This window comes from Acidocella sp. C78 (genome assembly GCF_907164655.1).
The window spans coordinates 13153-31724 of the sequence record NZ_CAJQZK010000022.1 but is presented as its reverse complement, the minus strand read 5'-3'; the positions used below and the strand labels follow the sequence as shown (position 1 = coordinate 31724).

Annotated in this window: 19 protein-coding genes and 2 pseudogenes; 18 read left to right on the top strand and 3 right to left on the bottom strand. The window is 68.5% G+C overall.

From position 1 onward, the window contains the following. The first annotated feature begins 92 nt into the window (after positions 1-92). The 10 genes and pseudogenes from ACIDOCELLA78_RS000000108840 to ACIDOCELLA78_RS000000108795 all read left to right on the top strand — a co-directional run bounded on the left by ACIDOCELLA78_RS000000108840 (position 93) and on the right by ACIDOCELLA78_RS000000108795 (position 8606). Positions 93-619 (top strand): annotated as a pseudogene (locus tag ACIDOCELLA78_RS000000108840) (GcrA family cell cycle regulator). Positions 620-798: 179 nt separating this feature from the next. Then, complete coding sequence (locus ACIDOCELLA78_RS000000108835) at positions 799-1506, top strand: class I SAM-dependent methyltransferase (RefSeq protein ID WP_201729269.1); 708 nt, start codon at positions 799-801, stop codon at positions 1504-1506. A gap of 164 nt (positions 1507-1670) precedes the next feature. Further along, entirely contained in the window at positions 1671-2621 is a 951-nt protein-coding gene (gene coxB / locus ACIDOCELLA78_RS000000108830; protein WP_201729268.1) for a cytochrome c oxidase subunit II, read from the top strand. A gap of 33 nt (positions 2622-2654) precedes the next feature. Then, positions 2655-4253 (top strand): cytochrome c oxidase subunit I, encoded by a 1599-nt coding sequence (ctaD, locus tag ACIDOCELLA78_RS000000108825; RefSeq protein ID WP_201729267.1) that lies wholly within the window; start codon positions 2655-2657, stop codon positions 4251-4253. Between the two features lie 114 nt (positions 4254-4367). After that, entirely contained in the window at positions 4368-5321 is a 954-nt protein-coding gene (locus ACIDOCELLA78_RS000000108820; RefSeq protein WP_201729266.1) for a heme o synthase, read from the top strand. Further along, on the top strand, positions 5318-5491 hold the full coding sequence (locus ACIDOCELLA78_RS000000108815) for a hypothetical protein (RefSeq protein ID WP_201729265.1): 174 nt from the start codon (positions 5318-5320) through the stop codon (positions 5489-5491). The genes ACIDOCELLA78_RS000000108820 and ACIDOCELLA78_RS000000108815 overlap by 4 nt, the downstream gene beginning before the upstream one ends. 48 nt (positions 5492-5539) lie before the next feature. Next, the gene (locus ACIDOCELLA78_RS000000108810; RefSeq protein WP_307850926.1) at positions 5540-6037 is read left to right on the top strand and encodes a cytochrome c oxidase subunit 3; all 498 of its coding nucleotides are present in this window, start codon (positions 5540-5542) and stop codon (positions 6035-6037) included. Beyond that, positions 5968-6390 (top strand): cytochrome c oxidase subunit 3, encoded by a 423-nt coding sequence (locus ACIDOCELLA78_RS000000108805; protein ID WP_307850925.1) that lies wholly within the window; start codon positions 5968-5970, stop codon positions 6388-6390. Before ACIDOCELLA78_RS000000108810 ends, ACIDOCELLA78_RS000000108805 begins: the two co-directional genes overlap by 70 nt. 3 nt (positions 6391-6393) lie before the next feature. After that, positions 6394-7110, top strand: coding sequence for an SURF1 family protein (locus tag ACIDOCELLA78_RS000000108800; protein WP_201729264.1), 717 nt, complete (start codon positions 6394-6396; stop codon positions 7108-7110). 14 nt (positions 7111-7124) lie between these two features. Beyond that, positions 7125-8606: a carboxypeptidase M32 gene (locus ACIDOCELLA78_RS000000108795; RefSeq protein WP_201729288.1), complete on the top strand. Its 1482-nt coding sequence runs from the start codon at positions 7125-7127 to the stop codon at positions 8604-8606. 76 nt (positions 8607-8682) lie between these two features. Here ACIDOCELLA78_RS000000108795 and ACIDOCELLA78_RS000000108790 read toward each other — a convergent pair whose 3' ends face one another. Then, entirely contained in the window at positions 8683-9582 is a 900-nt protein-coding gene (locus ACIDOCELLA78_RS000000108790) for a GntR family transcriptional regulator (protein WP_201729263.1), read from the bottom strand. A gap of 73 nt (positions 9583-9655) precedes the next feature. Next, the gene (locus ACIDOCELLA78_RS000000108785) at positions 9656-10204 is read right to left on the bottom strand and encodes an SRPBCC family protein (RefSeq protein WP_201729262.1); all 549 of its coding nucleotides are present in this window, start codon (positions 10202-10204) and stop codon (positions 9656-9658) included. A 159-nt stretch (positions 10205-10363) separates the two neighbouring features. On the opposite strand from ACIDOCELLA78_RS000000108785, the gene ACIDOCELLA78_RS000000108780 reads away from it, so the two are divergent. After that, complete coding sequence (locus ACIDOCELLA78_RS000000108780) at positions 10364-11320, top strand: LysR family transcriptional regulator (protein ID WP_201729261.1); 957 nt, start codon at positions 10364-10366, stop codon at positions 11318-11320. A gap of 94 nt (positions 11321-11414) precedes the next feature. On the opposite strand, the pseudogene ACIDOCELLA78_RS000000108775 reads toward ACIDOCELLA78_RS000000108780, so the two are convergent. Further along, positions 11415-12076 (bottom strand): annotated as a pseudogene (locus ACIDOCELLA78_RS000000108775) (ATP-dependent Clp protease proteolytic subunit). Positions 12077-12309: 233 nt separating this feature from the next. Here ACIDOCELLA78_RS000000108775 and ACIDOCELLA78_RS000000108770 point away from each other — a divergent pair. The 7 genes from ACIDOCELLA78_RS000000108770 (at position 12310) to trmD (ending at position 18553) form a co-directional block, all read left to right on the top strand. Next, complete coding sequence (locus ACIDOCELLA78_RS000000108770) at positions 12310-13449, top strand: Re/Si-specific NAD(P)(+) transhydrogenase subunit alpha (RefSeq protein WP_201729260.1); 1140 nt, start codon at positions 12310-12312, stop codon at positions 13447-13449. 10 nt (positions 13450-13459) lie between these two features. Next, positions 13460-13855: an NAD(P) transhydrogenase subunit alpha gene (locus tag ACIDOCELLA78_RS000000108765; RefSeq protein WP_174503876.1), complete on the top strand. Its 396-nt coding sequence runs from the start codon at positions 13460-13462 to the stop codon at positions 13853-13855. 13 nt (positions 13856-13868) lie between these two features. After that, positions 13869-15287, top strand: a complete 1419-nt coding sequence (locus ACIDOCELLA78_RS000000108760) for an NAD(P)(+) transhydrogenase (Re/Si-specific) subunit beta (protein WP_201729259.1) — start codon at positions 13869-13871, stop codon at positions 15285-15287. Between the two features lie 167 nt (positions 15288-15454). Then, a complete protein-coding gene (gene ffh, locus ACIDOCELLA78_RS000000108755) occupies positions 15455-16828 on the top strand; it encodes a signal recognition particle protein (RefSeq protein WP_201729258.1) in 1374 nt (457 codons plus the stop codon). A gap of 154 nt (positions 16829-16982) precedes the next feature. Further along, a complete protein-coding gene (gene rpsP / locus ACIDOCELLA78_RS000000108750) occupies positions 16983-17327 on the top strand; it encodes a 30S ribosomal protein S16 (protein ID WP_201729257.1) in 345 nt (114 codons plus the stop codon). Positions 17328-17342: 15 nt separating this feature from the next. Continuing rightward, positions 17343-17852 (top strand): ribosome maturation factor RimM, encoded by a 510-nt coding sequence (gene rimM / locus ACIDOCELLA78_RS000000108745; protein WP_201729256.1) that lies wholly within the window; start codon positions 17343-17345, stop codon positions 17850-17852. Beyond that, positions 17849-18553: a tRNA (guanosine(37)-N1)-methyltransferase TrmD gene (gene trmD, locus ACIDOCELLA78_RS000000108740; RefSeq protein ID WP_201729255.1), complete on the top strand. Its 705-nt coding sequence runs from the start codon at positions 17849-17851 to the stop codon at positions 18551-18553. Before rimM ends, trmD begins: the two co-directional genes overlap by 4 nt. Positions 18554-18572 lie beyond the last annotated feature (19 nt).

Sequence of the window (18572 nt, the reverse complement as noted above, 5' to 3'; positions counted from 1 at the left end):
GAAATCTGGCCTGGGCGTCTCAACTAGATGTTGAGAACGATACGCCGCTCGGCTACAGAATGTTGTAGCAAAAGAGAGGGACAGGACAGGCCATGGAATGGACCGACGAGATCGTTTCCCGGCTCCGCCAGCTCTGGGACGAAGGGCTTTCGACCGCAGAGATCGGCCGGCGGCTGAATATTTCGAAGAATTCGGTCGTTGGCAAGGCGCATCGGCTCGACCTGCCGGCGCGGCCATCGCCGATCCGGCGCGATCCCTCGGGGCGGCGCCCGCGCGGCCGGCGCCGGCGCGGGTGACCGGGCCGACCCTGCCCTCGCTCGCGGTGCCGGCCGAGCCGGCCCCGGCCGCGATGCCGGTGGCGGAAGCGGCGCCGCCGGTTCGCCAGGCGGCGCCCGCGCGGGCCGTGCCGGCGCGGCCGACGCTGGTGTCCTCGCGCCCGGCGCAGCCGCAACCGCGGGCCGCGGCGCGCGCGCCCTCGTGCTGCTGGCCGATCGGCGAGCCGGGGACGCCGAGCTTCCGGTTCTGCGGCGATCCGGCGCTGGTGGGCAAGCCGTATTGCCAGCCTCATGCCGAGATCGCCTATGTCCGGGTGCGGGACCGCCGCGAGGACGTCGCCTGAGGCATTTTGCGGGTCCGGGTCACGATCCGGGCTTGCGCGGACGGCGGCCTGCCGCAGTGTCGGGGCAAGGGCGTCCGGGGAGGCGCGGTGATGGGGTGTCGTGCGCTTCCGGCGGGGGCGCGCGGGGCTCGGTGCCGCGGCGATGCGGACGGCAGCAGCGACAGGAGCGGTCTGCGGGTATGAGCGAAGCATATAATGACGCGCCGGGCACCGTGGATGCGGAGGGGCTGGCGCGCGGGTCGTCGCTCGATGCGGATGCCGTGCGGGCGGCGTATCGCCGCTGGGCGGGCGTGTATGACCGGGTGTTCGGCGCGGTGTCCGCCCCGGCGCGGCGGGCGGCGGTTGCCGCGGTGAACGCGGCCGAGGGGGTCGAGGTTCTCGAAGTGGGGGTCGGCACCGGGCTGGCGCTGCCGCATTATCGCCCGGAGAAGCGGATCACCGGGATCGACCTGTCGACCGAGATGCTGGAGCGGGCGCGGGCGCGGGTGGCGCGCGAGGGGTTGGGCAATGTGCGCCAGCTGCTGGAGCTGGACGCCGAGGCGACCGGGTTCGAGGATCACCGTTTCGATATCGCGGTGGCGATGTTCGTCGCCTCGGTGGTACCGAATCCGCGCCGGCTGGCGGCCGAGCTGCGGCGGGTGGTGCGGCCGGGCGGGCTGATTCTGTTCGTCAATCATTTCGCCGCCGAATCGGGGCCGATGGCGCTGGTCGAGCGGGCGCTGGCGCCGGCCTCGCGGGCGCTGGGCTGGCACCCGGATTTCGCCATCGAGCGGCTGATTCCGGCGGAGCAGCGCAAGGCGGCGAGCGCGGTGCCGATGTGGCCGTTCGGCCTGTTCCGGCTGGTCTCGCTGAGCAACCCTGATTCTGCATCGGCGCGGCCGGGTTAATGACACGGACGGCTTGATCGCGGGGTGGGGGTGTTATATCCAGTTTGTTGAATGCGCGTGAACCGGGCGTAATCCGCTCCGTGTGCGCCATGGCTTGTTTTTGACCCAACTGACCTAGACGGTCGCGCTGAACGCGGCCCGAGCACACGGAATTGGCGGAGCTGATGAAACGATCCAATCAATATCTGTTCATGGGCCTGATCGGCCTCGCGGTGGCGATCGCCGCGACGCAGCCGGCGCTCGCTGACGCGAAGAACGCGGTGGGCTTTCCGGTCCACGCGCCGCGGCCGTGGGAGTGGTGGTTCCAGCCGGCGGGCAGCCCGATCCAGAAGAGCATCGACTGGCTGATGCAGTTCGTGCTCTGGATCATGGCGGGCGTGGTCGGGCTGGTTGGCGTGCTGCTGGTCACGGTGATGGTGCGGTTCCGCGCCTCGAAGAACCCGGTGGCCTCGACGACGACGCACAACACGCTGATCGAGGTGATCTGGACGGTGGTGCCGGCGCTGCTGCTGATCGTGATCTTCGTGCCGTCGCTCAACCTGATCTACGAGCAGTCGAACTACAAGCACGCTTACATGACGGTGAAGGTGACCGGGCACCAGTGGTATTGGGAATATGACTATCCCACCGCCAAGGGGGTCGATTTCACCTCGTATCCGGTGCCGGACAACCAGATCAAGCCGGGGCAGATCGCGCGGCTTTCGGTGGATCATCCGCTGGTGGTGCCGGCGAACGAGAAGATCGTGTTCAAGATCACCAGCGCCGACGTGCTGCACTCGTTCTTCATTCCCTCGCTCGGCGTGCAGCGCTATGCGATTCCGGGGCAGTACTGGCGGCAATGGACGCAGATCGACGCGCCGGGTGTTTATTATGGGGAATGCAACCAGATATGCGGCATGAATCACGATAACATGCCGATCGAGATCGTTGCCCTGCCGATGAAGGAATTCCAGGCGTGGCTGGCCGAGGCGAAGGCCGACGCCGCCCAGGGCAATGTGCCGCCTGTGCACAAATACGAGGTGCTGGCCATGAAGGCGGCGGCGCAGAAGGCCGCCTCGGCCGGCAATACGGGGATCGCGCTGGCGAGCGCGGCTCCGGCTGAAACCGCGCGATAAACTGTAGTCGGCGACCATCAGGAGCATATGACAATGTCCGCGACCGCACTGCACGATGCCCATGGTGAGCATGCCCACCACCAGCCCGGCTTCTTCCGCCGCTGGGTGATGAGCACGAACCACAAGGATATCGGCACTCTCTACATTACCTGGGCTGTGATCGCCGCGATCGAGGGGGGTGTCCTCTCGATGATCATGCGCGCGCAGCTCGCGCATCCGAACAACACGCTGGTCACCTCGGGCCAGGCGTGGAACGCGATCGTCACGGCGCACGGGCTGCTGATGATCTTCTTCTTCGTGATGCCGGCGCTGATCGGCGGGTTCGGCAACTGGATGGTGCCGATGATGATCGGCGCGCCGGACATGGCCTTCCCGCGGCTCAACAACATGAGCTTCTGGTTCCTGTTCATGGCGTTCATCTTCGTCAATCTGGGGCTGCTGGTCGGCGCCGGGTCGGGCGTGGGCTGGACGCTGTATCCGCCGCTGTCGGACATCACCTACCAGCCGGGGGTGGCGACGGATTTCACGCTGTTCTCGCTGCATCTGGCCGGCATTTCCTCGCTGCTGGGGGCGATCAACTTCATCGCCACCATCCTGAACATGCGCGCGCCGGGCATGACGATGCACAAGATGCCGCTGTTCGTCTGGTCGATGCTGGTGACGGCGTTCCTGCTGCTGCTGGCGATTCCGGTGCTGGCCGGCGCCATCACCATGCTGATCATGGACCGCAATTTCGGCACCTCGTTCTTCGAGCCGGCCGGCGGCGGCGACCCGGTGCTGTTCCAGCATCTGTTCTGGTTCTTCGGTCATCCGGAAGTGTACATCATGATCCTGCCGGCCTTCGGCGTGATCAGCCATGTGGTGTCGACCTTCTCGAAGAAGCCGATCTTCGGCTATCTCGGCATGGTGTACGCGATGGTGGCGATCGGGTTCGTCGGCTTCGTGGTCTGGGCGCACCACATGTTCGTCTCCGGCATTTCGGTGGACAGCAAGGTGTATTTCGAGGCGGCGACGCTGGTGATCGCGGTGCCGACCGGGGTGAAGGTGTTCTCGTGGATCGCGACGATGTGGGGCGGCTCGATCGAGCTGAAGACCCCGATGATCTGGGCGATCGGGTTCATCTTCATGTTCGTGATGGGTGGCGCGACCGGCGTGGTGCTGGCCAATGCCGGCCTCGATACCGAGCTGCACAACACGTATTTCGTGATCGCGCACTTCCATTACGTGCTGTCGATGGGTTCGGTCTTCGCGATCTTCGCCGGTTTCTACTACTGGATCGGCAAGATGTATGGCCAGCCTTATCCCGAGGCGGCGGCGAAGCTGCATTTCTGGATGTTCTTCATCGGCGTCAACCTGACCTTCTTCCCGCAGCACTTCCTCGGCCTCGCCGGGATGCCGCGCCGCTACCCGGACTATCCGGTGGCCTTCGCGGGGTGGAACTATGTGTCGTCGGTCGGCGCGATGATCTCGGGGCTGAGCACGCTGGTGTTCTTCTACATCCTGTTCAAGATCTTCACCGGCCGGCAGACCCTCGCCGCGAATTACTGGGGCGAAGGGGCGACGACCCTGGAGTGGACGGTGCCCTCGCCGGCGCCGCACCACACCTTCGAAGACGTGCCGGTGATCCGCTGACGCGGATCGCCCGGACATGGCAGGGGCGGCGGGGTGTCTCCGAGGGAGGGGCCCCGCCGCGCATGACACCGGCAATACCGGCCGCGGCGACGCCGTGCCGGCAGGATTGATGGAATGAGCGATACCATCCTGCGGACCTCCGCGTCCGCCTCGCCCGACCCCGTGCTGCTCGACCAGTCGATTCTCGGGGCGACGGCGGGCGACTGGCTGGCGCTGCTGAAGCCGCGGGTGCTGTATCTCGTGGTGTATTCGGGCGCCGCGGGGCTGCTGGTGGCGCCGGGCGGGATCAATCCGGTGCTGGGGTTCAGCGCGGTGCTGTGCATCGCCATGGCCGCGGGCGCGGCCGGCGCGATCAACATGTGGTATGACCGCGACATCGACGCGGTGATGCGGCGGACCGCGCGGCGGCCGATTCCGGCCGGGCGGATCGCGCCGGAAAGCGCGCTGGCCTATGGCGTGGCGCTGTCGGCGCTGTCGGTCCTGCTCATGTGGATGTCGACCAACCTGCTGGCGGCGATGTTGCTGGCCGGCTCGATCGGGTTCTATGTGTTCATCTACACGATGTGGCTGAAACGGCGCACGCCGCAGAACATCGTGATCGGCGGGGCGGCGGGCGCGTTTCCGCCGGTGATCGGCTGGGCGGCGGTGACCGGGCATGTCGGGCTGCTGCCGCTGGTGCTGTTCGCCATCATCTTCTTCTGGACGCCGCCGCATTTCTGGGCGCTGTCGCTGTTCGCCTCGGGCGACTACGCCAAGGCCGGCGTGCCGATGCTGCCGGTGGTGGCGGGGCAGAAGGCGACGCGGCTCGCGGTGATGCGCTACACGCTGTGGCTCGTGCCGCTCTCGCTGCTGCCCTACGTGCTGCACCTGACCGGGCCGGTCTATGGCGCGAGCGCGATGGCGCTGGGGCTGATGTTCATCTGGTATTCATGGCGGGTGCTGCGCGACCGCCAGGACGAGCAGGGCAACAGCCTGACCCGCGACGCGCCGGCCAAGGCGGCGTTCAAGTTTTCGATCCTCTACCTGTTCCTGATGTTCGGCGCTCTGGTGGTGGACCACCTGGTATGACCGAGCCGCGGCACGTGACCAGCAAGGACTGGAGTGAAGAGGAACGGCGCGAATTCTATCGCCGCCGGCGGGGCAGGAACTGGGCGCTGCTCGCCGCGCTGGTCGGGCTGTGCGGGCTGATTTACGCGGTGGCCGTCGTGAAGCTATATCACGCCGGGCAGATGTGGTGAAACATACTGGGGCCATAGCGGCCGGCTTCTATCGGGAGAGAGTGTCTCATGAGCGCTGAAAGTCATACTGCCGAAGGGCAGATCGCGGGTCGGGTGCCCCACCCGTATCATCTGGTGGAGCCGAGCGTCTGGCCGCTGACGGGTGCGATGTCCGCCATCCTGATCGCGACCGGGATCATTTTCGTCGCGCATTTCAACGATTACTGGTTCCTGATCGCCGGCTTCCTCGGCGCGGTCAGCACGATGTTCGTGTGGTGGCGCGACGTGGTGCGGGAAAGCCGCACGCCGGGGCTGCACAAGCTCGTCACCCAGATCGGCCTGCGCTACGGCATGGCGCTGTTCATCTCCTCCGAGGTGATGTTCTTCGTCTCGTTCTTCTGGGCGTATTTCAACTTCTTCTTCTACCCGCGCACCAGGGCTACATGCATCAGCCGGTGTGGCCGCCGGCGCATATCACGACGATCGATCCGTTCGCCGTGCCGCTGTTCAACACCATGGTGCTGCTGCTCTCCGGCACGACGATCACCTGGGCGCATCACGCGCTGATCGAGGGCGATCGGCGCGGGCTGATCCAGGGGCTGGGGGTGACCGTTCTGCTCGGCCTCGCCTTCCTTTGCGGGCAGACCTACGAATACACGCACTCGCCGTTCAACTTCTATCATGGCGGGATCTTCCCCTCGGTGTTCTTCATCGCCACCGGGTTCCACGGGTTCCACGTGATCGTCGGCACCACCTTCCTGATCGTGAATTTCTTCCGCGCGCTCAGGAACCAGTTCACCCAGAAGCGGCATTTCGGCTTCGAGGCGGCGGCGTGGTACTGGCACTTCGTTGACGTGGTGTGGCTGTTCCTGTTCGTCTGCATCTATTATTTCGGCCGCAGCGCCATTACCGCCGCCTGACGCATGACCGGTCAGGCTCTGCCGCGCACGCGCTGGCGGCGCCTGATCGGGATGGGCGTGTTCAGCCTGGTGATGCTGGTGCTGCTGATCGCCCTCGGCGTCTGGCAGGTGCATCGCTGGCATTACAAGGACCGCATCCAGCGGGAAATCCGCGCCGCCCAGCTGCGCGCGCCGGTGCCGCTTGGGCCGAAACCCTCGCCTTATGAGAAGGTCGCACTGCGCGGGGCCTGGATCGCCGGCAAGGCTGCGTTCTATGGCGACCAGATCCGCAATTCCCCGAAGGGCCCGTTGCAGGGCGGGCAACTGATCGTCCCGTTCCGGAGCGAGGACGGGGTTGTCGTGCTGGTCGATCTCGGCTGGGTGCGGGGGCAGGCGCCGCGCGCGGTGCCGCTGCCTGAGGGGCCGGCGGTGGTGTCGGGCTATGTGCAGGCGCCGCAGAAATTCGGGCCCTTCGCGCCGGCGCCGAACCTCGCGCGGAGGGTGTTCTACACGCTCGATCCCGCGGCGATCGGGGCGGCGCTGGGGTTTCGCCGCGTCGCGCCGTTCACGCTGGTGGCGGTGGGGCCGAAGCCGGTGGCGGGCGGGCCGATTCCGGCGCCGAGCCTGCCGCTGCCGCCCAACAATTCCGAGCAATACGCGCTGACCTGGTTCGGCCTCGCGCTCGTCGTCGTGTTCGAATACATTTTCTATGTCCGTAAAGTGTTGCTGGAGCCCGCGTGAACGAACTTTCCGTGATGTCGGCGTATGGGCGGCTGGAAGCCCGGTTCGGGCGGATGGCGGTCGTTGAGGAGGCGAGCGCCATGCTGGGCTGGGACCAGGCGGCGGTGATGCCGGAGGGCGGCGCGCCGGCGCGCGGCGACCAGCTCGCGACGCTGGCGGGGATCGCGCATGAGATGCTGGTCGCACCGCAGACCGCGGCCGATCTGGACGCGGCGGCGATGGCGCCGCCGGCCGATCCGCTGGCGCGGCGCAACCTTGAGCTGATGCGCCGCGCGCACCGGCGGGCCACGGTGCTGCCGGCATCGCTCGTCGAGGCGCTGGCGCGGGAGGCGGCCGCCTGCGAGGCGGCCTGGCGCGGGGCGCGGCGGGAGGCGGATTTCGCCGCGGTGAAGGCGCCGCTCGCCCGGCTGCTCGGGCTGGTGCGCGAACAGGCGGCGGCGCTGTCGGGCGCGCTCGGGCTTTCGCCCTATGACGCGCTGATCGACGCCTATCAGCCGGGCGTGACCTCGGCGGAGATCGCGCCCGTGTTCGCCCGCTACGAGGCGTTTCTGCGGGAGAACCTGCCCGCCGCCGAGGCGCGGCAGCGCCGCGCGCCGGCGCCGGGCACGCCGCCTTTCGCCGAGGCGGCGCAGGAGGCGCTGTGCCGCCAGCTTGCCGCGCGAGCGGGGCTCGATTTCACCGCGGCGCGGCTCGACCGCTCGCTGCACCCGTTCTGCGGCGGCACGCCGAGCGACATTCGGATCACCACCCGCTATGACGAGGGGGATTTTGCCTCGGCGCTGATGGGCGTGCTGCACGAGACCGGGCATGCGCTGTATGAGGCGGGGCTGCCGAAGGACTGGGCGCGCCAGCCGCTCGGGGCGGCGGCGGGGATGGCGGTGCATGAGAGCCAGTCGCTGATCATCGAGTTGCAGGCGGCGCGGTCGGACGCGTTTCTCGCCTGGCTCGGGCCGCGGCTGGCCGAGGCGTTCGGCCAGGCGGCGGCGGATTTCGCGCCGGCGCGGCTGGCGGCACGGCTGCAACGGGTGGAGCGGAGCTTCATCCGCGTCGAGGCGGACGAGATGACCTATCCCGCCCATGTGATCCTGCGGTTCCGGCTGGAGGCGGCGATGGTGGCGGGCGACCTCGCCGTGGCGGACCTGCCGGGGGCGTGGAACGAGGGGATGCGGGCGCTGCTCGGCATCGTGCCGCCGGACGACGCCAAGGGGTGCTTGCAGGACATTCACTGGTATGCCGGGCTGTTCGGCTATTTTCCCTCGTATACGCTGGGGGCGATGGCGGCGGCGCAGCTGATGCGGGCGGCGCGGCGGGCGCGGCCGGAGATCGACCCGGCGCTCGGCCAGGGGGATTTCACGCCGCTGCGCGACTGGCTGCGGGCCAATGTGCATGGGCACGGGGCGCGGTTCGGCTTCAACGAGCTGCTGGTGGAGGCGACCGGCAAGACGCTCGACCCCGCCGATTTCGAGGCGCATCTGCGGGCGCGCTATCTCGACTGAGGCGGTCCCGTTCGGGATATGATCAGGCGGCGTCCCGCCGGGGGTGTGACTATGCGGCGTCGCGCCGGGGGTGTGACTATGCGGCGTCCCGCCGCAGGCCGGCCTTGAGCGAGGCGCGCGAGGTGGCGAGATGGGTTTCGAGCCCCTGGCGGGCGCGCGGCATGCTGCCGGCGCGCAGGGCGTCGAGCACGGCCATGTGCTCGGCGATGGCGACCGCGGTGCGCTCGATCTCGTGATGCCGGTCCCACTGGTAGTGATAGTGGAACAGGAAGGACACGATATCGTAGAAATCGTGGGCGAAGCGGTTGTTGAGAAAGCCGATGATCCAGAGGTGGAAATCGCGGTCGAGAGCGGCGAATTCGGTGTGGCGGCGGGCGATGGCGGCCTCGATCTCGCGGTGGCGGAGGATCAGCGCCTCGGCGGCCTCGGCGATGGCGGGGTCGCCGCCGCGGGGCATGCGGGCGAGGGCGGCAAGCTCGATCAGCTCGCGCATGTCCGCCACCTCGGCGGCGAAGCCGTCGTGGAATTCGCGCAGCACCCAGCCGCCGCGCGGCTGCTTGGCGATCAGGCCGAAGCGGGAGAAGCCGATCAGGAATTCGCGCACCGAGACGGTGCTGGCGTTGCTGTCGCGCGCGAGTTCGGCCTCGGAGAACATGTGGCCGGGCCGCCAGTCCCCGAGCAGGACGCGCTGCATGAAGACGCGCTCGATCTGGTCCTGCGGGCCGTCGGTTTCGGATTCGGCGTAGTAGTCGGTGCGGTCGGGGCGGCGCAGCACTTCCAGCCCCTCGGCCCCGCGGGCGAGGATGCCCTGGGCGATCATCGCCTCGACGGCGGCGCGGACGGTGGTGCGGCTCACCCCGAAATGGCGGGCGAGGGCGCTGTCGGAGCCGAGCGACGTGTCGCCCGTATCGAGTGTGGCGATATGATCGAGCAGGGCGTTGCTCGTTCGTTTCAGCAGCGTATTCGGTTTGGCCATTCCGCTCCGGCTTGTCCCCTTGTCGGTGTGGCCGGCGGGGATGCCGCCGGCCCATCCGTCATGTGATCGTAATTTATTTTGTGGCGAGCTTCGCCGCGTTGGCAAGCCCGGACTCGTAGATTCCGGAGATCGCCTTGATCGCGGTGGCGTTGTCCTCGCCCTTTTTCGGGTGGGCGGAGAGGTCGAGCCGGCGGAAATGACCGCTCCAGACCAGCTTCGTCTCGTCGGCGCCGAGGCGGTGGACCGAGATGGTCGAGACATAGTCGCGCACCGGCAGGATTTTCATGTTGTTGGCGGTGTGCTGGATTTCGTAGGTGTAGTTGGTGTGTTTCGGGTTGTAGTGCAGGAGCTGCTCGGTGAGGACCGGGCCGCCGAGATCGAGATGGCGGACCGAGCCGGGGTGGTTGCCCTTGCTCGCCTTGCTGCTCTTGACCGCGGGAACCCAGGTGAGATCGCCGAAATTGTGGACGACCGACCAGACCTTCGCCGCCGGCGCCTTGATGACGACGCTGCGGGTGACGTGAAGGACGGGCGCCTTGGCCTGGGCGGGGGTGGCGAGGAAGGCGGCAAGGGCGAGGGGCAGGCCGGCCAGGGCGGCACGGCGGGCGATCTGGATTTTCAAGACATTCCTCCTGTTGACGGTCCGGTTATGCCGGACGTAACGATCTACACGCAGGCGTGATGCAATGCCATAGCGACAACAGTGTACAAATTTTTCGCGGTCGCGACATTTTCGCCCGCAAGACCCGTCGGCGGGACGGGGCGGAGCCAGACCGGGACCATGACCCTCGAACAGTTGCGGATCTTCATTGCGGTGGCCGAGCGCGAGCACGTGACGCGGGCGGCGGAGGCGCTGGGGCTGACGCAGTCCGCCGCGTCGGGGGCGGTTGCGGCGCTGGAGCGGGAATTCGGCACCAGGCTGTTTCACCGGGTGGGGCGCGGCATCGCGCTGACCGAGGCGGGGCATGTGTTCTTCGCCGAGGCGCGGGCGATCCTGAACCGGGCGGAGCAGGCGGCGCTGACGATGCGCGAGATTGCCGGGCTGGCGCGCGGGCGGCTCGCGATCAAGGCCAGCCAGACCATCGCCAATCATTTCCTGCCGCTGCGGCTGGTGGCGTTCCATGCCGCCTATCCGGGGATCGGGCTTGCAGTGTCGATCGGCAATTCGGCCGAGGTGGCGCGGGCGATTCTGGAGGGGGATGCGGAGCTGGGTTTCGTCGAGGGGCCGGGCGAGACGCTGATCCAGCCGCTTCTGGCGGCCGAGCCGATCGCGCAGGACCGGCTGGTGATGGTGGTCGCGCCCGATCATCCCTGGGCGGGGCGGCGCGGGCTGCGGCCGGCCGAGCTCGCCGCCGGCAGCTGGGTGCTGCGCGAGGACGGTTCGGGGACGCGCGCGGTGCTTTTCGAGGCGCTGGCCGGGCTCGGGATCGACCAGGCGGCGGTGGATGTCGCGATCGAGCTGCCGGCGAACAATTCGGTGCTGACCGCGGTGAGCGGCGGCGCGGGGGCGACGATCCTGTCCGAGCTGGTCTGCGCCGACGCGCTGGCGGCGGGCAAGGTGGTGGAGGTGCCGGTGAAGCTGCCGCGGCGGACCTATTTCGCGGTGCAGCACCAGGACCGCACGCGGACCCGCGCGGCGGCGGCGCTGCTGGCGCTGCTGCGCGAGGCCCCGCCGCCGGAGGGCGGCCATAGCTGCCGCCGGAGGGCGGCCATAGCTGCCACCGGAGGGCGGCCATAGCTGCCGCCGGAGGGCGGCCATAGCTGCCGCCGGAGGGCGGCCATAGCTGACGCCGGAGGCCGGCCGCGACTGACGCCGCGGCCGGCCTCGGATTTCAGGCGGCGTCGAGATCCTTCATCGTTTGCACGATGCGGCTGACCATGCCGTAGGTGATCGCCTCGTCGGCACCCATCCAGTAATTGCGGTCGGTGTCCTTCTCGACGCGGGCGTAGTCCTGCCCGGTTTCGCGGGCGATGATGCGGTTGATCCGCTCGCGCATCTTGATGATCTCGCGGGCCTCGATGTCGATATCGGTGGCCGGGCCGCGCACGCCGCCATCGGCTGGTGCAGCAGGAAGCGGGTGTTGGGCAGGCAGAAGCGGCGGTCCTTGTGGCCGGCGAGGTAGATCAGCGCGCCGGCGCTGGCCACCCAGCCGGTGCCGATGATGCGGACCGGGGCGGTGGCGTCGACGAAGCGGATGACGTCGTGGATGGTGTCGCCGCTCTCGACATGGCCGCCGGGCGAGTTCACGAAAACGTCGATCGGCGCGTCGCTCGCGCCGGCGAGGGCGAGGAGCTGGCCGGTGACGGCGCGGGCGATGCGGTCGTGGATTTCGCCGAAGATCAGCACCTTGCGCTGTTTGAACAGCCGGTTCTCAAGCTCGCCACCCTTGGCCGCGCGGCCAGTGTCCGGCGTTTCGGTCTCGGGGGTTTCCGTTTCCGGCGCGTCCTCGTCATCCGCGGTGATGGCGATGCGGTTGCTGCTGTCGGGTGTCATGCCTGCTCCTCAAATCCGGTTGCCTTATTGTGGTGTATGCGGCCCTCGCTGTCGAGACGAGGGGCGGCGCAAGGCTGGCGTCTTGACAGCGCGGCCCGCACATGGTGCGAGCTTGGCAGACCGGCATCACGATTGTGGCATAATTGCCGCTTTGTAAGGATACGGTGCGACACAATATTTCCGAACATGGGGGGCCAGGATGGCGCCCGGTGTTGAACGAGGGGATGGACAATATGCGTCTTGCGGTTTTGAAGGAGCGCCTGCCGGGCGAGACCCGCGTCGCCGCCGTGCCGGATTCGATCAAGAAGCTGAAGGCACTCGGGCTTGACGTGGTGATCGAGGCGGGGGCCGGCGAGCGGGCTTCGGTGTCCGACGCGGCGCTGCGCGAGGCCGGCGCCGAGATCGCGCCGGATGCGGCCTCGGCGCTCAAGGGCGCCGGGATCGTGTTCACGGTGCAGCCGCCCGGCGACGAGATTCTCGGCCAGATCGAGCGCGGCGCGCTGCTGGTCGGCACGCTCGGCGCGATGGGCAATCAGGAGCGGGTGCAGGCCTATGCGAAGGCCGGGATCGACGCCTGCTCGATGGAGCTGCTGCCGCGAATCACCCGCGCGCAGTCGATGGACGTGCTGTCGAGCCAGGCGAATCTCGCCGGGTATCGCGCCGTGATCGAGGCGGCGGAGGCGTTTCCGCGCGGCTTCGCGATGATGATGACGGCGGCCGGCACCGTGCCGCCGGCGCGGGTGTTCGTGGTCGGCGCCGGGGTTGCCGGGTTGCAGGCGATCGCCACCGCCCGCCGGCTCGGCGCCATCGTTTCGGCGACCGATGTGCGGCCGGCGGCGAAGGAGGAGATCAAGTCGCTCGGCGCCACGTTCATCGGCGTCGAGGACGAGGAGAGCAAGGCGCAGACCGGCGCCTATGCCAAGGAAATGAGTGCGGAGTTCCGCGCCAAGCAGGCGGCGCTGATCGCCGAGACGGTGGCGAAGAACGACATCGTGATCTGCACCGCGCTGGTGATGGGCCGCAAGGCGCCGATCATCGTCACCGCCGACGCGGTGGCGAAGATGCGGATGGGCAGCGTGATCGTGGATATCGCGGCGGATGCCGGCGGCAATTGCGAGGCGACGGTGCCGGGCGAGCGGATCGTGACGGAGACCGGCGTGATCGTGCTCGGGCACCGGAACTGGCCGTCGCGGATCGGCGTCGCCGCCAGCACGCTCTATGCGCGCAACCTCTCGACCTTCCTGACCGGGTTCTGGGACAAGGAGGCCGGGCGGCCGAAACTGCCCGCCGATGACGACATCGTGAAGGGCGTTCTGCTCACGCGGGACGGCGCCATCGTCCATCCGAACTTCCAGCCGCAAGCCGCTGCCTAGGAGCCTCATCATGACCCCTGCACAACTCGCGGACCAGGCCGCAGCACTGGCCCACAAGGCCACGATCCTCGCCCAGAACGCCGCCGGCTTCGCCGCCCAGGCGGCGGCGCACGCGCCGCACGGCGCGCCGCTGATCGACCTGTTCGCCATTTTCGTGATGGCGGTGTTCGTCGGCTATTACGTGATCTGGAGCGTCACCCCGGCGCTGCACTCGCCGCTGCTGGCGGTGACCAACGCCATCTCGTCGGTGATCATCGTCGGCGCCATGCTCGCGACCGGGCTGAAGGGCGGCTATGCCGCGCATGCCTTCGGCTTCATCGCGGTGCTGCTCGCCAGCGTGAACATCGTGGGCGGCTTCCTCGTGACCCAGCGCATGCTGGCCATGTTCAAGAAAAAAGCGAAGTAAGGGCGGCGCGACAATGAATTACGCAACTGATCCCGGGATCACGCTCGCCTATCTGGTGGCGGCCGTCCTGTTCATCCTGGCCCTGCGCGGGCTTTCGCATCCCGAAACCGCGCGGCGCGGCAACCTGCTCGGCATGGCCGGCATGGCGATCGCGGCGCTGGCGACGCTGGCGCATCCGGCGATGCTGCTTTCGGGCGTGGGGCTCATCGTGCTCGGCGTCGTCATCGGCGGTGCGATCGGCGCCGTGGTGGCGCGGCGGGTCAACATGACCGCGCTGCCGCAGCTCGTCGCCGCGTTCCACTCGCTGGTGGGTCTTGCCGCCGTGTTCGTCGCCGCCTCGGCGCTGAACGCGCCGCAGAGCTTCGGCATCGGCACGCCGGGGCACCTGCATCTCGAAAGCCTGATCGAGATGTCGCTCGGCCTGTCGATCGGCGCGGTCACCTTCACCGGCGCGGTCATCGCCTTCGCCAAGCTGCAGGCGCTGATGAGCGGCGCGCCGATCAACTTCCCCGGCCAGCACAAGCTCAATCTCGGCCTCGGCATCCTGCTCGTGGTGCTGATCATCGCCTTCGTCGCCTCGGGCGGCTCGCAGATGCTGTTCTGGCTCATCGCGGCGCTGGCGCTGGCGCTCGGCGTGCTGCTGATCATCCCGATCGGCGGCGCGGACATGCCGGTGGTGATCTCGATGCTGAACTCGTATTCCGGCTGGGCGGCCGCGGGCATCGGCTTCACCATCAGCAATATCGCGCTGATCGTGACCGGCGCGCTGGTCGGCTCGTCGGGTGCGATTCTCTCCTACATCATGTGCAAGGGGATGAACCGCTCGATCATCAACGTGCTGCTCGGCGGCTTCGGCACCGATGCCGCCGCCGCGGCGGGTCCGGCGGGCGCCGCCGGCGACAAGGCGGTGAAGATCGGCTCGGCCGAGGATGCGAGCTTCATCATGAGCAACGCCTCGAAGGTGATCATCGTGCCGGGCTACGGCATGGCGGTGGCGCAGGCGCAGCACGCGGTGCGCGAGATGTCCGACCTGCTGAAGGGCGCGGGCGTCGAGGTGAAATACGCGATCCATCCGGTCGCCGGCCGCATGCCGGGGCACATGAACGTGCTGCTCGCCGAGGCGCAGGTGCCCTATGACGAGGTGTTCGAGCTGGAAGAGATCAACAACGAGTTCTCGACCGCCGACGTGGTCTATGTGATCGGCGCCAATGACGTGACCAACCCGGCGGCCAAGACCAATGCGGCGAGCCCGATCTATGGCATGCCGATCCTCGAGGTCGACAAGGCGAAGACGGTGCTGTTCGTCAAGCGCTCGATGGCCTCGGGCTATGCCGGCGTCGACAACGAGCTGTTCTTCCGCGACAACACGATGATGCTGTTCGGCGACGCGAAGAAGATGACCGAGGAGATCGTGCAGTCGCTCGGCAAGTAAGCCGGGCGCGCGCGGGACGATCGGGCGGCGGGGCCACTGGCTCCGCCGCTTTCGTTTGGGGGCGTCCTTGCCAGCGGCGGGAAATTCGGCCATAGGCGAGGGAGGTAAGGCCGTCGCGCTGCGAGTTTCGCACCGCGGCGCGTTTTTCGTTGATGGAGCGGGTTGCGATGTTTGACGCCCTGTCGGGCAAGCTCGGGGATGTTTTCGACCGGTTGCGCCGGCGCGGCGCGCTGTCCGAAAGCGATGTGATCGAGGCGATGCGGGATATCCGCCTCGCCCTGCTCGAAGCCGACGTCGCCTTGCCGGTGGTGCGGGACTTCATCGCCAAGGTGCGGTTGCAGGCGGTGGGCGCCGAGGTGCTGCGGGCGGTTTCGCCGGGGCAGCAGGTCGTCAAGATCGTCAACGACGCGCTGGTGGACGCGCTTGGCGGCGAGGGGGCGGTGCCGCTCAACCTCAACGCGGCGGCACCCATTCCGTTCCTGATGGTGGGGTTGCAGGGCTCGGGCAAGACCACGACCTCGGGCAAGATCGCGCTGCTGCTCAAGGAGAAGCAGCGCAAGAAGGTGCTGGTGGCGAGCCTCGATACCCAGCGCCCGGCAGCGCAGCTGCAGCTCGCGCAGCTGGCCGAGCGCGCCGGGGTGGCGAGCCTGCCGATCGTGCCGGGGGAGACGCCGGTGCAGATCGCGCGGCGGGCGATGGAGACGGGGCGGCGCGAGGTCTTCGACGTCGTCATCCTCGACACCGCCGGGCGGCTCGCGATCGACCAGGCGCTGATGGACGAGGTCAGGGCGATCCGCGACGTGGCGGCGCCGGCGGAGACGCTGCTGGTGGTCGACGCGATGACCGGCCAGGACGCGCTCGCCACGGCGACGGCGTTCAACGAGGCGGTGAGCATCACCGGCATCGTCATGACACGGCTGGATGGCGACGCGCGCGGCGGCGCCGCGCTGTCGATGCGGGCGGTGACGGGCGCGCCGATCAAGCTGATGGGCATGGGCGAGAAGCTCGATGCGCTGGAGCCGTTCCACCCCGAGCGCATCGCCGGGCGCATTCTCGGCATGGGCGACATTGTCAGCCTGGTCGAGAAGGCGGCGGAAAACGTCGATCAGCAGAAGGCCGAACAGCTCGCCAGGAAGATGGCGCGCGGCAAGTTCGACCTTGAGGATTATGCCGAGCAGCTCAAGCAGATCACCAAGATGGGTTCGCTCTCGGGCATCATGGGCATGCTGCCGGGCGTGGGCAAGATCAAGCAGCAGCTCGCCGAGGCGGATCTCGACACCTCGATCCTGAAGCGGCAGGCGGCGATCATCTCCTCGATGACCAAGGCCGAGCGCGCCAATCCGGACATCATGAAGGCGAGCCGGAAGAAGCGGGTGGCGGCGGGCTCGGGCACCTCGGTGCAGGAGGTCAACCGGCTGCTCAAGCAGTTCGAGCAGATGAAGGACATGATGAAGCGGGCGCAGAAGCTGGGCCAGAAGGGCCTCGCGCGCGGCGGGCTCGCCGCGCTGCTGCCGCAGGGAGGCGGGCGCCGCCCGTTCTGAGGCGGGGGGTTTTTGCTCGTTTTGAGACTGCGGGCTTCGGCCCGGACTGAAATAATGGGCTTCGGCCCGGAGTGAAATAACGGGCTTCGGCCCGGACTGACACCACGGCGGCCGGGCTGGCCGCCATCGTGACTACTGACCAGGAGACAATGGAATGTCGTTGAAGATCAGACTGGCCCGCGCGGGCGCGAAGAAGCGGCCGTTCTACCATATCGTCGTCGCCGACTCGCGCAGCCCGCGCGACGGCAAGTTCATCGAGCGGATCGGCACCTACAACCCGATGCTGCCGGCCGATCACGAGGATCGCATCCGCCTCGTGTCCGAGCGGGTGACGCACTGGCTGAGCCAGGGCGCGCAGGCGACCGACCGCGTCGCCCGCTTCATCGGCAAGGCCGGTCTCGGGCCGATGCCGGCGTTCCGCGAGCAGCCCGTGCAGTCGGCGCCGAAGAAGAAGGCGCAGGAGCGGGCCGCCGAGCGCGCCAAGGCCGCCGAGGCCTGATCTCGCGGCTGAACGATGGATGATCGCCTGATCCTGATGGGCGTGATCGGCCGGCCCCACGGTGTGCGCGGGGCCGTGCACGTGACCGCCTATTCGCCGGACCCGGAGGGGCTGGCCGAGCTGCCGTTGCGCGACGAGCGCGGCCGGCGGATCGGGCTGGCCTGGACCGGGGCGGGGATCGCGCGCGTCACCATCGGCGAGGGTGACGAGGCCGCCGCGATCGCCGATCGCGATGCCGCGGCGAAGCTGACCAACCTGAAGCTCTATGTGCGCCGGGACGACCTGCCGCCGCCCGAGGACGAGGACGAGTTCTATTTCGCCGACCTCATCGGGCTGCATGCCGTAGCGCCGGATGGCGCGGCGCTCGGCACGATCCGCGCGGTGCATGATTTCGGCGCCGGCGCGAGCATCGAACTCTCCGACGGCTCGCTGCTGCCCTTCACCCGCGCGGTGGTGCCGGAGATCGACCTGCACGGCGGCCGCGCCGTGGTGGTGCGGCCGGCCGAGGTGGAGATGCGGGAATGAGCTTCCGCGCCACGATCATCACCCTGTTCCCCGAGATGTTTCCGGGGCCGCTCGGCCAGTCGCTGGCCGGACGCGCGCTGGAGGCGGGGATCTGGGCGCTGGACTGCGTGAACCTGCGCGATTTCGGCCTCGGCCGGCACCGCGCGGTGGACGACACGCCGTTCGGCGGCGGCGCGGGCATGGTGCTGCGGCCGGATGTGCTGGATGCCGCGATCGGCCGGGCACGGGACGAGCGGCCGCTGTTGGCACTCACCCCGCGCGGCGCGCCGCTGACCCAGGCGCGCATCCGCCGGCTCGCCGAAGGACCGGGTGCCGTGCTGCTCTGCGGCCGCTTCGAGGGGTTCGACCAGCGCGCCCTCGACGCCAACGCGGCCGAGGAGATCAGCCTTGGCGATTTCGTGCTCTCGGGCGGCGAGATCGCGGCGCTCGCGCTGCTCGATGCCACCATCCGCCTGCTGCCGGGCGTGATGGGGGCGGCGGAGAGCGCGGAGGAGGAAAGCTTCTCGGACGACACGCTGCTCGAATATCCGCACTATACCCGTCCGGCCGTGTGGCAGGGGCGGGCGGTGCCGGAGGCGCTGCTCTCCGGCCATCATGCCGCCATCGCCGCCTGGCGCCGCGCCGAGGCCGAGGCCGTGACCAGGCGGCGCAGACCAGATCTATGGGCCCGGCACATTGCCAGCCAGCCGGCTCTTCCGTAAATGAACTCCCCCGAAAGGA

Coding starts and splice junctions, on each gene's coding strand:
- ACIDOCELLA78_RS000000108835 (WP_201729269.1), top strand. CDS start 799: ATGAGCGAAGCATATAATGACGCGCCGGGCACCGTGGATGCGGAGGGG.
- coxB (WP_201729268.1), top strand. CDS start 1,671: ATGAAACGATCCAATCAATATCTGTTCATGGGCCTGATCGGCCTCGCG.
- ctaD (WP_201729267.1), top strand. CDS start 2,655: ATGTCCGCGACCGCACTGCACGATGCCCATGGTGAGCATGCCCACCAC.
- ACIDOCELLA78_RS000000108820 (WP_201729266.1), top strand. CDS start 4,368: ATGAGCGATACCATCCTGCGGACCTCCGCGTCCGCCTCGCCCGACCCC.
- ACIDOCELLA78_RS000000108815 (WP_201729265.1), top strand. CDS start 5,318: ATGACCGAGCCGCGGCACGTGACCAGCAAGGACTGGAGTGAAGAGGAA.
- ACIDOCELLA78_RS000000108810 (WP_307850926.1), top strand. CDS start 5,540: ATGAGCGCTGAAAGTCATACTGCCGAAGGGCAGATCGCGGGTCGGGTG.
- ACIDOCELLA78_RS000000108800 (WP_201729264.1), top strand. CDS start 6,394: ATGACCGGTCAGGCTCTGCCGCGCACGCGCTGGCGGCGCCTGATCGGG.
- ACIDOCELLA78_RS000000108795 (WP_201729288.1), top strand. CDS start 7,125: ATGTCGGCGTATGGGCGGCTGGAAGCCCGGTTCGGGCGGATGGCGGTC.
- ACIDOCELLA78_RS000000108790 (WP_201729263.1), bottom strand. CDS start 9,582: ATGGCCAAACCGAATACGCTGCTGAAACGAACGAGCAACGCCCTGCTC.
- ACIDOCELLA78_RS000000108780 (WP_201729261.1), top strand. CDS start 10,364: ATGACCCTCGAACAGTTGCGGATCTTCATTGCGGTGGCCGAGCGCGAG.
- ACIDOCELLA78_RS000000108770 (WP_201729260.1), top strand. CDS start 12,310: ATGCGTCTTGCGGTTTTGAAGGAGCGCCTGCCGGGCGAGACCCGCGTC.
- ACIDOCELLA78_RS000000108765 (WP_174503876.1), top strand. CDS start 13,460: ATGACCCCTGCACAACTCGCGGACCAGGCCGCAGCACTGGCCCACAAG.
- ACIDOCELLA78_RS000000108760 (WP_201729259.1), top strand. CDS start 13,869: ATGAATTACGCAACTGATCCCGGGATCACGCTCGCCTATCTGGTGGCG.
- ffh (WP_201729258.1), top strand. CDS start 15,455: ATGTTTGACGCCCTGTCGGGCAAGCTCGGGGATGTTTTCGACCGGTTG.
- rpsP (WP_201729257.1), top strand. CDS start 16,983: ATGTCGTTGAAGATCAGACTGGCCCGCGCGGGCGCGAAGAAGCGGCCG.
- rimM (WP_201729256.1), top strand. CDS start 17,343: ATGGATGATCGCCTGATCCTGATGGGCGTGATCGGCCGGCCCCACGGT.
- trmD (WP_201729255.1), top strand. CDS start 17,849: ATGAGCTTCCGCGCCACGATCATCACCCTGTTCCCCGAGATGTTTCCG.